Here is a 14,263-nt window from a genome sequence, read left to right on the forward strand (position 1 = left end):
GGACTTGACCGCCGTCAAAGACATAGGCTGCATGATCGAGACCCCCAATTTCTACCCCTACAGCACAGGCTACCAGAACCTCATGTACTTCGCCGGACTCAACGGCGTGGGGAAACAGAAAGTGGAGGAACTGCTGAAACTGCTGGGCCTGTGGGACGCCGCCCACAAGAACGTCAAAACATACTCCCTGGGCATGCGCCAGAGACTGGGGATCGCCCAGGCCCTGCTCAAGGATCCCGATGTCCTGGTGCTGGACGAACCCACCAACGGCCTGGATCCCGAGGGCATCTATGAAGTCCGGGAATATATCCGGAAAATCGCCGGCGAAAACCATATCACCGTGCTGATCTCAAGCCATCTGCTGGGAGAACTGGAAAAAATGTGCGACAGAGCCATCATCCTCAAAAAGGGCCGGATCATCCAGTTCATGGATTTCCATGACAAAAACGGGAAACACACAGAGTACGTCATCGAAAGCCCGGATCCACAGGAAGTCCGGAAAATCCTCCAGGAGAACGGCTACCCTGTGACCTCACAGCACCAACAAAAACTGCGGATCCAGATTCGTCCGGAGCAGAAACAGGACGTGGCGAAACTGCTGGCAGCCCGCCAGGCGGTGGTCACCGGGCTCTATGAGACAGGCGAGACCCTGGAGGACACCTTCCTGGAACTCATGAAAGACTGAAAGCCCCCTTGACATCCTCAGGAGCTTTCGCAATAATAAAATAATAAAAGGAAAAAAAGGGACTGTCCCAGGGAGGCCATGCAACATGCTGAAAACTTATTCATGAAAGGCAGGAAGCCCCCCTCTTGACATCCCCAAAGCCTTTCGCAATAATAAAATAATAAAAGGAAAAAAGGACTGCCCCAAGGAGACCATGCAACATGCTGAAAATTTATATATGCGAGGATATCGAAGTACAGCGGGACAGGATACAGCAGGTGATCGAGAACATTGTCCTGATGGAAGACCTGGACATGGAGCTGAGCTGCGTCTCGGAAGACCCCCATGAAATCCTGGAGAAAGTGAAAGAGACAGAGGAAGTGGGGCTGTACTTCCTGGACATCGAGCTGGGCGCCGACATGACAGGGCTCACCCTGGCGCAGGAAATCCGGAAATACGACCCCAGAGGCTTCGTCATCTTCATCACCACCCATTCGGAAATGAGCTACATGACCTTCATCTACAAGCTGGAGGCGCTGGACTTCATCCTGAAGGACGACCCGGAGGAGCTGGGAAAAAGAGTGTACGAATGCATCCTGAAGGCCAACCAGAGATTCTCCTCCGCCAAGAACAAAGTCCATGGGAACTTTTCCGTGAAAGTGAACGAAAAGGTGTTCACAGTGGACTATGACGACATCCTCTTCTTCGAGACCTCCCCCAATGTGCACAAAATCATCCTCCACTGCAAGAACCGCCAGATGGAATTTCTGGGGAAGATCAAGGAGATCGAAAAACAGGTGGACGGACGATTCTACCGCTGCCACCGCTCGTTCCTGGTGAACCGGGACAATATCAGGGAGATTGATTTCCAGAAGCGGGTGATCTACATGGTGAACGGGGACGAATGCCTGATTTCGTCCCGGATGATGAAAGGGCTGAAATAGAGGGGTAGGCTCACACCAGCTTCAGGAACTCGACCACCACCCTGGTCATATACCGATTCCGTTTATAATAGAAATTCACGTTCCGCACGGCATCCGGATAGGGCAGCTTATAGTAAATCAGGCGGTGGTCGTCCGGCATATGGCGGATCAGGATGTCGCCGTTGAAGGAAATGCCCATTCCGTAGCGGGACAGGTTGTAGGCCGTGATCTGCTGCTCCGGCTCCAGCTTGATCCGGGGCGCGAAATGGCCGCAGTCGTGGCAGAGCTTTTCCGCCCGGGACCTGGTGTCGTTGCCGCTTTTGAGCAGCAGGAAAGCGTCCTCCCGGAAAGACTCCAGAGGCACGGGAGGGACGGAGGCCTCCAGATGGCGGCCGTTTTTGACATCGGAGAGGGAGAGGGCATAGCCCTTCAGCCTTTCGTTGGAGGGAAAATGGCTGGGCACTGCCAGGAGCAGATGCTCCTCACAGAAAAACGTTTTTTCGTATATAGATGCATCCACGGACTGATTGTCGATCAGGAGGTCCAGGAATCCGGCGAAGAGCCGCTCCTCCAGTTCGGCGGTGGTGGCCTCCACCAGGTTCACATGAATCAGGGGATACTGCTCGGTGAACCGGGAGAGCAGGGGAGGCAGCACATAGGAGGCGAAGAGGTTGGTGCCCCCGATGGCGATGGCGCCGCTTTTCAGGCCCCGGATGTCATCCACGTAATTGCAGAAGCGTTTCTCCACGTCCATGATGTTCTCCACGGAGCGGATGTACTCCTCCCCCAGCTCGGTGAGCCGGATGGGATTGGTGCTGCGGTCGAAGACGGGAAAGCCGATCTGGGCCTCTGCTTTTTTCACGGCGGCGCTCAGGGAGGGCTGGCTGATGAACAGGTTTTTGGCGGCTTTCGAGAAGCTCATTTCTCTGTAGACCTCATAGACGTAGTGCATTCCCTGGAACATAATGGTTCTCCTTTATTCCCGCGAGCAATGAGCCAAGCGGCCGTGCTTGCACGGCCAGTTGGCGAATGCCGCGAGGGTCAAATAACAAAGTGTCCGAAGGACACTTTCTGCTCTGCAGCGCTGCAAGCTTTATTGAACTGACTGTGCCGGGCCTGGATTTTCGGGTGGGAAGATTCAGGCTTCGCTGTGGCTGTGAGCGGATTGATTGTATGCCATGACTGATTGGATGCGCTCTCCCCTGCCAGAGGGGATTTTAGCTTCTGTTCAACCAGCTGTTTCTGCGAGAGTGATATAGCCTGTAGCCTATATTATGTATATCTGCATAAATATTTTAAAATATTGTAGTCCGGATTTATAGTAAAGTCAAGAGGTAGAAATCAGGTTGATATTCGGAAAGAGAAACACAGCTGGTCAGGGTGATGGAGTCCTATCATGTGACGGAGGCGGGGATTCCGGGGAAGGACACCATGGAAGCGTTCAGGAAGGCATGCGTCTTTCTCTGTCCGGAAGAGAGGGGAAATCTTTGCAGGATGCTGAATCTATTGTGGAAAAAAGGAAATCATGGTATACTTACATCCATAGGCAGGGAAAGCGGGAGAGGGCTTGCGGACCAATTATTGGAATAGCGTCAGGTTTGGAACGAGAACGATGGACATCCATGTGTTTTGCCAGGATGCGGGGACTGAAAGAGACAGGAGGAGGGTAAAAGTGGAGACATTCGGCACAGTTCTATCTGAGAGGGCTCTGGAAATTATCATGGGGCATGCGCATGACGACAAGTCGATTTCCTCCGTACGGTCATTCGCATACGACATGTTAGGCCCCACACCGGATCGGGGAGATCTGCTCTATCGCTATGAACATTCGCTCAGAGCGGCGGAAAACGCAGCCGTCGTTGCGGAAGCAGAAGGCCTTCCAAAAGACGACCTGATCATAGCCTGTCTTCTGCATGATGTGGGATATAGAGAATGCCGGGATGACTTTAGGAGGCATCCGTTTTTCAGCGCAGACATTTCTAAAAGCTATCTGGAAAAGATAGGATATCCTCCGGAGGCTTTGCGGGAAATGGTAAAAGGAATCGCCCTGCACAACCTGACAGACGACCTGCCAAAGGACATGACGGTATTTCAGATATCGGTAAGGGACTGCGATGACATCGACCGGTTCGATATGATAAGGACCGCGATGCTGCTGGGAGATTGCGTAAATGAGAAGACGAATCAGGAAATCATAGCATCCTGCAGTCAGGCCATTGACAGCGCGAATTGGATCATGTCTTTGCCGAGAGGGACCAGGACGGCACAGGATATGATAAATGAAAACTGCCGGAAGAGAATCGCTCTTCTGCAGGATATTTTGGCGCAGGCCAACAAAGGATTATGAAACTATTGACTTTTGGCCGGTTGGGACATAAACTGAACAAAAAGGCGTTTGGATGTGGAGGTGATTTCAATGGGAACTTATTTGAATCCGGGAAACAATGGCTACCAGGAAATCCTGCAGTCTGAATATGTGGATAAGACAGGTCTGATTGCCTTGATCAATCATACCGTGGGGACAATGCAGAAGCTGACCTGTATCAGCAGGCCGAGGCGCTTTGGCAAGTCCTACGCGGCGAAAATGCTGTGCGCATACTACGACTGCTCCTGTGATTCCCGTGCGCTGTTTGACGACAAGGAGATAGCGGGGACGCAGGGGTATCTGACGCATCTGAACCAGTACCATGTGCTTAATCTGGACATCACCGGCTTCATCTCCGGTGCGGAGAGGATGAACATGCCGCTCTCAAATGTGCCGAATATGATCGCCGATGCGGTCTACAGGGAACTGACGGAAGAGTATCCGGAGCTGGAAGGGAAAAGCCTCGAGGACGCCATGATCGGCTGCGTGGAAAAATCGGGGAAAGAGTTCGTGTTCGTCATTGACGAGTGGGACGCGCTGATCCGGGAGGCTAAGGGGGATGCGGCAGTACAGAGGAAGTACCTGAACCTCCTCAGGGGCTGGTTCAAGAACAATAATTTCACGCCCAGGGTCGTGGCGGCGGCTTACATGACAGGCATCCTGCCCATCAAGAAGGACGGCTCCCAGTCGGCCATCTCGGATTTCAGGGAGGTGACCACCCTGAATCCGGGCAGGTTCGTGGAATTCACAGGCTTTACGGAAAGGGATGTCCGGTCATTGTGCGGGAAATACGGGATGGATTTCCGGGAACTGCGGCAGTGGTATGACGGATATGACTTTCCCGGATACGGAGCCATTTATAATCCCTATTCCGTGATGTGCGCCATGCAGGAGCAGAAGTGCCGCTCCTACTGGCAGAAGACATCTGCGGCGGAATCCCTGATGACCTATATCAACATGGACTTCGAGGGGCTGCAGGAGACCATTTCCCGGCTGATTTCCGGGGAGGAGGTAGAGGTTGACACGGACCTTTTCGAGAATGATTTCGAATCCTTCAAGAGCCGTGACGATGTGCTGACGCTGCTGATCCATTTGGGCTATCTGACCTGGCAGGAGGACGATGGGACGGCGCGCATCCCAAATGAAGAGGTGAGGATTGAGTTCCGCAAGATTCTAAAGGGGACGAACGTGAACCGGAAATGGATGGAGCTGCTCGGCCGCTCCGAAAAGCTCCTGGAGGACACCATAGCGGAAGACGCGGAGGCTGTCGCAAAGGCCGTGGAGGAGATACGGGATTCCCAGTACGCGCCGACCTACTATAATGACGAACAGGCATTGCGGTACGTGATCAAGTTCGCGTACATTGCCGCGTTAGACCAGTACCTGAAGGTGGAGGAGCTGCCCTCCGGGAAAGGGATTGCGGATGTGGTGTACCTGCCGAAGCGCAGGTCCACGCTCCCTGCGCTGGTGGTGGAACTGAAATGGAACAGGCCGTCCGAGGGAGCAATCCGGCAGATAAAAGAGCGGAACTATCCGGCGATATTGCAGGACTATGACGGCGAGATCGTGCTGGTGGGAATCGGTTATGATGCGAAAAAGAAAGCGCATAGCTGTGTGATTGAAAGAATCTGAAGGCTGCCTGGCGGGAACAGGGCCTGCTTAAATTTTGCGAAAGGAGAGTATGATAACATGACTATTTTTATGAGAGGTGTCTGCCTTTAATGCCGCATCAGTGGACAGAGATACGAAGATAAACGCATAATAATTCTCTTTTTGACCAGTACCGACTGTTGAAAGGAGAAAAAATGAGCTATATAAACGCGAATCTTGTATTGCCGAAAGAACTGATAAAGGAAATCCAGAAATATGCAGACGGAATCAACCTGTACGTACCCAAAGTACCTGAGGCGAAAAGCGCCTGCAGCTCCTACAAGCTGGAAATATGCAGACGGAATCAGGAAATATATGGGAGATTTCTGTAGGGCGAAAAGGTCTCGGAATTAGCCGGAGCATATTTCCTTTCCGAAAAGAGCATCTATCGAATCCTTGGCGGGATGAAAAAGAAATCATGACATTTGGACGGGAGAAATCGTTTAGCGGTTTCTCCCGTTCTTTTCGATTTCCACATAAGAATGACAATCGGAAGTCCTCATGTTATCATTTATACTGCATAACGCTGAATGCTGCCTAATGCAATCATGCGATTGAAACGGTCAGCGTTATGCAGTCTGATTTCACGGCAAGTGAAATCGTTAAGCAGTATATACTGCGCACCGGTTAAATTTGCATTACAAGTGCCACAGACAGAATCGCTCATGATAAGCTTAGGCTTCATGAAGCGATTGAAACAGGTTCAAAGGAAGGAGAGGGATGCGCATGCGGGATTACAGATGCAGCGGAAGCAGCCCTGCGCTGGCAGGGCGGATACAGGAGAAACTGGAGGGAATTGTGCGGGAAAAGAAGACCGCGGCGGCCTGTGCCGCAGTCTGCGGGCCTGGCGGGCTCCTGGCGGCGGCCTGTGCCAGCACAAGGGGGTTCAAGGACAGCCTGGCCCGGGTGGATGATTTATATAATGTAGGCTCCGTCTCCAAAATATATGTGACGGCGGCTGTCATGAAGCTGGTGCAGGAGGGAAGGGTATGTCTGGACGAGCCCGTGCGCAGATACCTGCCGCACTGGAAGCTGGCGGACGCCCGCTGCCGTGAGATTACCGTCCGGATGCTTCTGAACCATTCTTCCGGAATACCGGGGACGAATCTTCACGACCATCTGGCACCGGAGGAAGGGGAGGATCTCTTTACAGGAAGATACCGGAATACACCGGCGTACTGGCAGACGGTGAAGCTGCGGGCCAGGCCGGGCAGTTTCTCCGGCTACTGCAACGATGGGTTCGACCTGGCGGCGGAGGTGGTGGAGGCGGTGACCGGGGAGCCTTATATCCGCTGGCTTCGGGAGCAGATAACAGGGCCTGCGGGGCTTTTTTCCGTGGGAGTGGGCAGGAGGCTTGCGGAAGGGTATGTGAAGGTGTCCTGCCGGGGCGCGGAGCCGGGGACGGAGCCGGAGAAAGGGCGTCTGCCTGTAAACGGCAGGGAGAAGGGGAAAGCCTGAAGACGCCGGAACCAGTCAGCGGCGAAGAGGTAAGCCTCAAAACGCCGGAACCTGTGGACGCCGCAAAAAGCGTGCTCCTGGAAACCCCCGGCAGGTACGGCGGACTGGCATATGGGAGCGTTGGTGTTTATCGTTTTTCCGTTCATAATGATACGCTGTACACGGAAGCCCTGCAAAAGGGAGGCGGTTGGCGGAGGGAAGAGGAGCTGAGCGGTTTCCGATGGGACGGAAGCTCCTTTGCGAAAGGGGAGCATGACCGGATTACGGCGGAGGAATATGACGGAAAGGTCTATTACATAAGGTGGGGAGTGGCTTTCTGCCAGAAGAACAGCGGATATCCCTCTCCCGGAACCATTTGGCCCCGCCTGGCGGGAGCCTGCTTTACAGCGGAAGGGGGAGGGGAGGCTTTCGGCAGAATCTGCCTGGAAGCCATCAATGAAGAAAATGTGCTGATCTTTACCACGGACCATGAGGAATACCCGGTGGTGCCCCTTGTATGCGATCCCCGGAAGGAGGATGAGATGTGCCATAATACCTTGTGACGAGTTCAGTTGCCCACAAAAATTCACGAACAGGGACACGATCAACTGGACTTTTCGTGGAAAGAATAGGACAATGGGACTTGAACACAAGGAGGTTCATTATGGCAGAATTAACCTATACGAAAGTAGGCGACTACTATATCCCCAATCTGATACTTGACGAAGAACCGGAGCAGGATGTATTCTATGGCAAGTACGGTGATCTTCGGCGCGACTACCTCCGGGAGCATAAGCCCAAACTGTGGATGGTGCTGGTGAACAGCGGCAAACTGGCTGACCACCTGAAGGGTGTCGAGCGGATGGCGGAGCAGCGCATGGATACGCTCCTGCCGCAGTTGATGAAGGCCGCTGGCGTGACCGAGGAATTGAAGGCCCGCGACCAGATGGCGTGGGTAGGGCTGGTCAATAACTGTCGGGCGCGGGCCGATGAGATCATCCTAGCCGATCTGGTTTATGTTTGAGGGGGCGAGGCTGGTGCTGACCTTTGAGAAAGTGATGGAGGTTTTCAAGGACTATCTCACCGAGGATACCCGATATGAGATCGTCATGACCTCCCACGGCTACACAGTGCTGGAATGGGATTCCAGCGCCAACACCTGGGCGGGCGAGGAACTGTGCGCCACGCCGGAGATCATGCGGGATGTGCTGCTGGATTGCTTCATCGGGTATCTGGAATACAAAGCAATCACCACGAACGGGGAAATTTCCGAGGCCGAACAGGTGGGGATTACCGCACAGCGGCAGGTACTTTTGGAGAAGCTGCAATAAAAACCAGCAGAGGCCCGGAAGCAGGTTGACGCTTTCGGGCCTCTGTGCTGCTATGGACGCAGAGAATTATGCAAAACCGAGCAAAAACTGTTGCAACTCCACCTAAACTCCACAATTCTGTGTTACACTGGGCGCAGGAGGTGACACCAATGCAAAAACATATCCTGATTATCGAAGATGAACAATCCATACAGAACATTTTGAAAGCCTTTTTGGAGGATGCCGGGTACACTGTCACACTGGCTGATGACGGTATGGCTGGAATAGCCGCTTTCCACAAGGCAACTTATGATTTAGTGCTGCTGGACATTATGATGCCCAAAATGGACGGCTATGCTGTCTGTGAAATGATACGCAACGAAAGCGCAACGCCGGTTATCCTGCTGACGGCTTTGGACGATGAGGACAGCCAGATGAAGGGTTTTGACCTCCTGGCTGACGATTATATCACCAAGCCTTTTTCCATGCCCCTGCTTCTGCGGCGGATTGAAGCGGTCTTGCGGCGCACACAGAATACCGAGATCAATCGCGATGTGCTGTCTTATCATCAAATTCAGTTGGACACGAAAAGGTATCAGGTATTTGTATCCGGACAGGAAGTGGCATTGACAGCCCGTGAGTTTGAAATTCTCCATTTGTTCATGGAGAATCCAGGCCGGGTATTCACCAGAGAACAGCTTTTGGACATTATCTGGAACTACGACTTTGTCGGGGATGATAAGATCATCAATACCCACATCAAGAACATCCGAAAGAAGCTGGGAGTTGACTGTATCGAAACCATAAGAGGGGTGGGGTATCGAATTGAGAAAGAAAATTAAAAGCAGCCTATGGCTGAAAATCTTTTTACTGCTGACAACGCTTCTGTTCGCCGTCAGCATTCTTCTCTATGGAACCATTATGGCAGTCATGCCAGCCAGTTACAAATACGCACTGACATCTAATTATACGGAACAGGTCAGTCGGCTAATCGCAGATTTAGAGCATCATGACCTTGATGACGCAACACAAAAAATCTATGAGTTTTGCATCAACAATAATGCTGGGGCCTTATTAAGCGGCAGTCAAACCAGTCTTTCCTTTGGCGAAGGAATTTTTGATGAACAGCAGCGGGAACAGAACGTTTTTCAGACGGCTTCTGCTTCGCTGGCCCTTGAGAATGGCACTTATACTTTGCAGATCACAATGTCTGCCAGAGCGGTGAACCAACTGACCGAAACCTTTTGGCGGCTGCTGCCAATCGTCGGAATTGCGGTGTTGACAATTTCGTTGATTGCATCCTATTTTGTGACACGACTTCTGACAAAGCCTATTCTTGAAATCAGCGATATTTCCAAGCGTCTGACCACGCTGGATATGACCTGGCGCTGTGATACCTCCCGTACCGATGAGGTTGGAACGCTGGCTTTGAATCTCAATACCATGGCGGCGCGGCTGGACAGCACCCTAAAAGAACTGTCTGCGGCAAATGAAAAACTGCAAGCCGATATTGAGCAGGAGCGGCGGCAGGAAAAATTGCGGGTAGACTTCTTCCGGGCAGTTTCTCATGAGTTGAAAACGCCGATTACCGTTTTGAAGGGCGAGTTGGAAGGGATGATCTATCAGGTAGGCGAGTACAAAGATCGTGACACACATCTCCGGCAATCTCTGCGGACAGTCAATGATATGGAGCTGCTGGTGAAGGAGATTCTTTCGGCCTCCCGTATGGCCGGGAGTGACTTCAGCCTGACGCTCTCTGATGTGGATTTGAGCCAGCTTGTGCGGGAGTGCTGCCGGAAGTGGCAGGGAGCCGCAGAGGACAGGGAGCAGCGTTTCCAAGCCGAGATCGAGGATGGCCGTACCTGCCAGGGGGATATGGCGTTGCTGCAAAAGGCGGTATCCAATATCATTGGCAATGCGGTCGCTCATTCGCCGTCACAGGCGGAAATCAGCGTCACGCTGGCGGGAAATATCCTGCAAGTAAGGAACAGCGGTGTATCCATTGACAGTGCCAATCTGGAGAAGATATTCGAGCCATTTTACCGGGTAGACCGCTCCCATAACCGGAACACAGGCGGCAGCGGCCTGGGCCTCTACATCGTCAAAACGATTTTAGAACGGCACGGATTTTCTTTTCGCATGAATAGTACCGATGATGAGGTATGCTTTACCGCCATATTCTGAACAGGTGAACCAATCAGGCCGGGCAGTCCCCAGGGACAGCCCGCCTAAACTTTATCGAAACTCCACCCCAGCTCCACCTGAACTCCATTTTTCGGTTGTATTCTTTTGATGTTCCCAGTCAGGGAGCGCACAAAACCAAAGGAGGTATACAGACGAATCATGCGAAAAAATCTTGGTATTGGGAGAAATGAGGTGGCGGCGCAATGAGCCTATGGAAACGGGCCTGCCTGTATTCCATACGGGAAAAGGGCAAGACAATCACGCTTCTGGCGTTTCTGCTGGTCATGGCAGCCATGATGCTGACCTGCCTTTCCATCCAATCCGCCACAGAAACCGCAAACGCCAACATCAAAAAGGCCCTGCTGGGGTATTTTACCATCAACGCAAAGCATCTGGAGAACGGTATCCCGGAGGATACGGTGAGCAGCATTCTCGCCATAGACGGCTTGAGCGGCAGGTACACCCTGCGCTCCTATTCCCATGCAAACTATTATGACGCAGGTGGAAAGCCGCTGGAGATCAGCACCGAGGGCGCGGCCCAGGTGCCGGAGGGGTACGAAAATGCCGGTAAAATCGTGGCAAACTCCAATTCACAGGAGGACAGCTATTTTACAGATGGGGGGTTCCAGTTAATTAGCGGCAGCGCCGTCACCGCCGGAAGCAGAAATGAGGTGCTGATTCATGAGAAATTTGCCCAGCGTAATGGACTGGCTGTGGGCGATACCATGCTGCTGGGGGATGTATCTGAGAACGCCAATACAATCCCGGTGACGGTGGCTGGAATCTTTACCAACACAAAGGAACAGGATTCCATTGGAATCGCTCCATCCTACGATCTCTATGACAACATCGTGTTTACCGACCTCTCCACCGCTTCTTTCCTGCTCTATGGTGATGGCGCGGCCAGCAGCCAATACGGAGACTTCTATGTGAACGACCCGGACGATCTTGACCGCATCATGACTGAGGTGCAGGGGCTTCCGGGAATGGATTGGGAAAGCTGTACGCTGACCCGTTACGACAACGATTATCAGAACGCAAAGGAATCCCTGGAGGGCCTGCGGAACATCGTCTTTATTGCAATCGCCGCGGTGTCGGTAATCTGCCTTTTGGTGCTGGCGCTGTTTCTGACCCTGCGGCTTCGCGGGCGCGTCTACGAAACCGGTGTCTATCTGGCAATGGGCATTTCAAAAGGTTCCGTGTTATTGCAATATCTGCTGGAGGTCATTTTGGCGGCGGCTATCGCCTTGCTTCTTTCCTATGGTGTCAGTTCGGCTATATCCAATCAGATCGGGAGCCGTCTGCTGTCCCAAGTGACTACGGAAACCTATGAAGCAGTAGATTTGACCGGGAACTCTGAAAGTGGTGGAGAACCTGCCGGGGATTTGGGTCTGTCGGAAATCATAGTGGCGGTTTCGGCAAAGGACTACCTGACCGTGTGGGCCTTCGGCATGGTACTTTGCACGGCATCCACCGCCTTGGCCGCTTACCCGGTCATGAAGATGAGGCCCAAGAGCATTTTATCACAGATGAGTTAAGGAGGCGCACAATGAATTTAGTCATAAGAGCGGTTTTGTATACCGCAAGGAAATGGAAAAAGACCCTGTTGCTGTTCTGCCTGTTGCTGGCAATCACCACTCTGGTTCTGTCCGGGCTTGCCATAGCAGATGTACAGGAGGAACAGGCCGAGGAAGTCAGGGGAACGACAGGAGCAAATTTTACCGTCAGCCGTAATACTGCGACAGGTGGCTGGAGCAGTGATAGAGGCGGCTCATACAGCACGCAGGAATACCTTACGGCTGACAAAATGGAAAGCATCGCTGCTATCAATGGAATAGAGGGTTACAACGCTTCAATCCGCACCATTCTATGCCTGTCTGATCGTCGGGGGCAATGGCTGGAACAAATGGAGCCTACAGGTCATGCGATTGTTGACTGTCAGTTTTACTCTTATAGCTGCATCAATTCAAAATACCATTCTCTTTTCCTGTCCGGGGCTTTGGTTATGTGCGAGGGGAGGACGATTGATTCCTCTGCTAAGAATGGAATCGTTATCAGTAAAGATATTGCGGATAAACACGATCTTAAAGTAGGCGATACCATCCAGGCAGTCAATGACCCTCTATCCGATGACAAAACAATGGATTTGGAAATTGTTGGTTTATTTGAAGTCGTGGCTGATAAAACAGACGAGCGCAACCATTACAACGAATCTTCTTACTACGAGTATACGAACAATGCCTTTGTCAGTGAAGCCGCCATGAAGAAGCTGTTGGAAAATTACGCAGATGTGGGCTATGCCTCCGCAGATTTCTTTGTTTCCGACCCGGAACGGCTTGAAAGTATCATCCATGAGGTGCAAAAAATCAATACAATCAACTGGAACAACTTTTTTATTACAGCCAACGATGACGTGTACCAAAATATCTCCAGCGCCCTTTCTGACACAGGTACTCTGCTTACTACCTTAATTGTTGTCATTACCGCCGTGAGCATGGTGCTGATGATTCTTATTCTATCCATGTCCGTTCGCAGCCGGACAAGAGAAACCGGAATCTTGCTGGCGGTTGGTATCGCCAAACCTGTGGTTGTTCTCCAATATCTGCTGGAAGTCCTGCTGATTGCAGCGGCAGCGTTTCCTCTGGCCTATCTGTCCAGCAAACAGGCAGCTGGAACCTTGGGAACACTGTTCGGCAAAACAGCTGAACACATCATCGTTACATCGGAGCACTTTATGCTGGTTGTTGTCGTGGGTGGCGTCCTATTGGTGACAGCAGTGTTAGCATCCTGCATCCCCGCCATGCGGTTGAAGCCGAAAACAATCCTGTCACAAATGGAATGATTTTACGAAGAAATGAGGTAGCCTTATGAGTATCATGGAAATCCAAAATGTGCAATATGCCTATGACGGCAAAAAGAAAGTCCTGAAGGGCATCAACGCTCAAATGGAACTGGGCAAGATGTACGCAATCCTCGGCCCCTCTGGGTGCGGCAAGACCACGCTGCTGTCCCTGCTGGGCGGTCTGGACAGCCCCAGCAGCGGTCAGATTTTGTACCAGGGGGAGGACATTGCAAAGACCGGCCTTGCCAATCACCGGCGCAGTCATGTGGCGTTCATCTTCCAGAGTTACAACCTGATCGACTATCTGACTCCGATGGAGAATGTAGCTTTGACCTCCAAACTGCCGCCGCTCCCCATTCTGGAGCAGTTGGGATTGACCGCAGAAGAAGCAAAGCGGAATGTGCTGAAGCTGTCCGGGGGCCAGCAGCAGCGTGTAGCCATTGCCCGCGCTCTGGCCAGTGATGCGCAGGTTATCCTGGCCGATGAACCGACCGGGAATCTGGACGAGGATACCGCTGTCGAAATCACCACCATTCTGAAAGGCAGCGCCCATAAATCCGGCAAATGCGTGGTGATTGTGACGCACTCCAACGAGTTGGCGAAAGAAGCAGATGTGGTTTTCCAACTGCGAAAGGGCGAATTGCAAATTTTCTCATCCAGCAACTTTGAGGAAACCGCCGGACAGAAGGGGCGTGCCTCTAAGAAGAATCAACGATAAGTCCTTCTATGGTGAAGGTGGCGGTCACAAAAGCCGGACGTTGAACGCAGAGCGTGATTGCCGCCGGAAAGGGTAATGGAGTGTGAACGAAAAGGATAAATCTTCCCATTGGGTGTTGGCGCAGGGCCTCATGGACGGGCTTCTTCAGGGTGCTGTTCAGGTGCGGCTCC

Annotated in this window: 15 protein-coding genes and 1 pseudogene (1 of these 16 running past the window's edge); 14 read left to right on the plus strand and 2 right to left on the minus strand. The window is 52.3% G+C overall.

Features of this window, described 5'->3' with window-relative positions:
• Positions 1-685 (plus strand): annotated as a pseudogene (locus Q2B33_RS15640) (ABC transporter ATP-binding protein); it begins 192 nt to the left of the window's first position.
• A 200-nt stretch (positions 686-885) separates the two neighbouring features.
• A complete protein-coding gene (locus Q2B33_RS15645) occupies positions 886-1,608 on the plus strand; it encodes a LytTR family DNA-binding domain-containing protein (RefSeq protein WP_296462639.1) in 723 nt (240 codons plus the stop codon).
• A gap of 10 nt (positions 1,609-1,618) precedes the next feature.
• Here the strand turns inward: Q2B33_RS15645 and Q2B33_RS15650 are convergent, their stop codons facing one another.
• A complete protein-coding gene (locus Q2B33_RS15650) occupies positions 1,619-2,551 on the minus strand; it encodes a LysR family transcriptional regulator (RefSeq protein ID WP_300572440.1) in 933 nt (310 codons plus the stop codon).
• Positions 2,552-3,364: 813 nt separating this feature from the next.
• Here Q2B33_RS15650 and Q2B33_RS15655 point away from each other — a divergent pair.
• From Q2B33_RS15655 to Q2B33_RS15710, 12 genes are all read left to right on the plus strand, one after another.
• Positions 3,365-3,934 (plus strand): HD domain-containing protein, encoded by a 570-nt coding sequence (locus Q2B33_RS15655; RefSeq protein ID WP_300572499.1) that lies wholly within the window; start codon positions 3,365-3,367, stop codon positions 3,932-3,934.
• Between the two features lie 69 nt (positions 3,935-4,003).
• Positions 4,004-5,584 carry an AAA family ATPase gene (locus Q2B33_RS15660; protein ID WP_300572444.1) on the plus strand — a complete coding sequence of 527 codons (1,581 nt, stop codon included), beginning with the start codon at positions 4,004-4,006 and terminating at the stop codon, positions 5,582-5,584.
• Between the two features lie 173 nt (positions 5,585-5,757).
• Complete coding sequence (locus Q2B33_RS15665) at positions 5,758-5,934, plus strand: hypothetical protein (protein WP_300572446.1); 177 nt, start codon at positions 5,758-5,760, stop codon at positions 5,932-5,934.
• 394 nt (positions 5,935-6,328) lie between these two features.
• Positions 6,329-7,060, plus strand: coding sequence for a serine hydrolase (locus Q2B33_RS15670; protein WP_300572448.1), 732 nt, complete (start codon positions 6,329-6,331; stop codon positions 7,058-7,060).
• Between the two features lie 53 nt (positions 7,061-7,113).
• Positions 7,114-7,602 carry a hypothetical protein gene (locus Q2B33_RS15675; protein ID WP_300572450.1) on the plus strand — a complete coding sequence of 163 codons (489 nt, stop codon included), beginning with the start codon at positions 7,114-7,116 and terminating at the stop codon, positions 7,600-7,602.
• 101 nt (positions 7,603-7,703) lie between these two features.
• Positions 7,704-8,063, plus strand: a complete 360-nt coding sequence (locus Q2B33_RS15680) for a TnpV protein (protein ID WP_300572452.1) — start codon at positions 7,704-7,706, stop codon at positions 8,061-8,063.
• Positions 8,056-8,370 (plus strand): hypothetical protein, encoded by a 315-nt coding sequence (locus Q2B33_RS15685; RefSeq protein WP_300572455.1) that lies wholly within the window; start codon positions 8,056-8,058, stop codon positions 8,368-8,370. Before Q2B33_RS15680 ends, Q2B33_RS15685 begins: the two co-directional genes overlap by 8 nt.
• Positions 8,371-8,519: 149 nt before the next feature.
• Positions 8,520-9,191 (plus strand): response regulator transcription factor, encoded by a 672-nt coding sequence (locus Q2B33_RS15690; protein WP_300572502.1) that lies wholly within the window; start codon positions 8,520-8,522, stop codon positions 9,189-9,191.
• Positions 9,175-10,533: a HAMP domain-containing sensor histidine kinase gene (locus Q2B33_RS15695; RefSeq protein ID WP_300572457.1), complete on the plus strand. Its 1,359-nt coding sequence runs from the start codon at positions 9,175-9,177 to the stop codon at positions 10,531-10,533. Before Q2B33_RS15690 ends, Q2B33_RS15695 begins: the two co-directional genes overlap by 17 nt.
• 203 nt (positions 10,534-10,736) lie before the next feature.
• Positions 10,737-12,071, plus strand: a complete 1,335-nt coding sequence (locus tag Q2B33_RS15700; RefSeq protein WP_300792144.1) for an ABC transporter permease — start codon at positions 10,737-10,739, stop codon at positions 12,069-12,071.
• Positions 12,072-12,082: 11 nt separating this feature from the next.
• Positions 12,083-13,375 carry an ABC transporter permease gene (locus Q2B33_RS15705; protein WP_300572462.1) on the plus strand — a complete coding sequence of 431 codons (1,293 nt, stop codon included), beginning with the start codon at positions 12,083-12,085 and terminating at the stop codon, positions 13,373-13,375.
• A 25-nt stretch (positions 13,376-13,400) separates the two neighbouring features.
• Positions 13,401-14,093 (plus strand): ATP-binding cassette domain-containing protein, encoded by a 693-nt coding sequence (locus Q2B33_RS15710; RefSeq protein WP_300572464.1) that lies wholly within the window; start codon positions 13,401-13,403, stop codon positions 14,091-14,093.
• Here the strand turns inward: Q2B33_RS15710 and Q2B33_RS15715 are convergent.
• Positions 14,074-14,263 (minus strand): hypothetical protein (locus tag Q2B33_RS15715; RefSeq protein ID WP_330687701.1); only part of this gene is annotated, 190 nt, incomplete at its 5' end. The two genes, Q2B33_RS15710 and Q2B33_RS15715, sit on opposite strands and share 20 nt — an antisense overlap.

The organism is uncultured Acetatifactor sp., assembly GCF_948601915.1.
GTDB lineage: Bacteria > Bacillota > Clostridia > Lachnospirales > Lachnospiraceae > Acetatifactor.

Excerpts from the sequence above, each read along its gene's own strand:
- Q2B33_RS15645 (WP_296462639.1), top strand. The coding sequence starts at position 886 with ATGCTGAAAATTTATATATGCGAGGATATCGAAGTACAGCGGGACAGG.
- Q2B33_RS15650 (WP_300572440.1), bottom strand. The coding sequence starts at position 2,551 with ATGTTCCAGGGAATGCACTACGTCTATGAGGTCTACAGAGAAATGAGC.
- Q2B33_RS15655 (WP_300572499.1), top strand. The coding sequence starts at position 3,365 with ATGTTAGGCCCCACACCGGATCGGGGAGATCTGCTCTATCGCTATGAA.
- Q2B33_RS15660 (WP_300572444.1), top strand. The coding sequence starts at position 4,004 with ATGGGAACTTATTTGAATCCGGGAAACAATGGCTACCAGGAAATCCTG.
- Q2B33_RS15665 (WP_300572446.1), top strand. The coding sequence starts at position 5,758 with ATGAGCTATATAAACGCGAATCTTGTATTGCCGAAAGAACTGATAAAG.
- Q2B33_RS15670 (WP_300572448.1), top strand. The coding sequence starts at position 6,329 with ATGCGGGATTACAGATGCAGCGGAAGCAGCCCTGCGCTGGCAGGGCGG.
- Q2B33_RS15680 (WP_300572452.1), top strand. The coding sequence starts at position 7,704 with ATGGCAGAATTAACCTATACGAAAGTAGGCGACTACTATATCCCCAAT.
- Q2B33_RS15685 (WP_300572455.1), top strand. The coding sequence starts at position 8,056 with ATGTTTGAGGGGGCGAGGCTGGTGCTGACCTTTGAGAAAGTGATGGAG.
- Q2B33_RS15690 (WP_300572502.1), top strand. The coding sequence starts at position 8,520 with ATGCAAAAACATATCCTGATTATCGAAGATGAACAATCCATACAGAAC.
- Q2B33_RS15700 (WP_300792144.1), top strand. The coding sequence starts at position 10,737 with ATGAGCCTATGGAAACGGGCCTGCCTGTATTCCATACGGGAAAAGGGC.
- Q2B33_RS15705 (WP_300572462.1), top strand. The coding sequence starts at position 12,083 with ATGAATTTAGTCATAAGAGCGGTTTTGTATACCGCAAGGAAATGGAAA.
- Q2B33_RS15710 (WP_300572464.1), top strand. The coding sequence starts at position 13,401 with ATGAGTATCATGGAAATCCAAAATGTGCAATATGCCTATGACGGCAAA.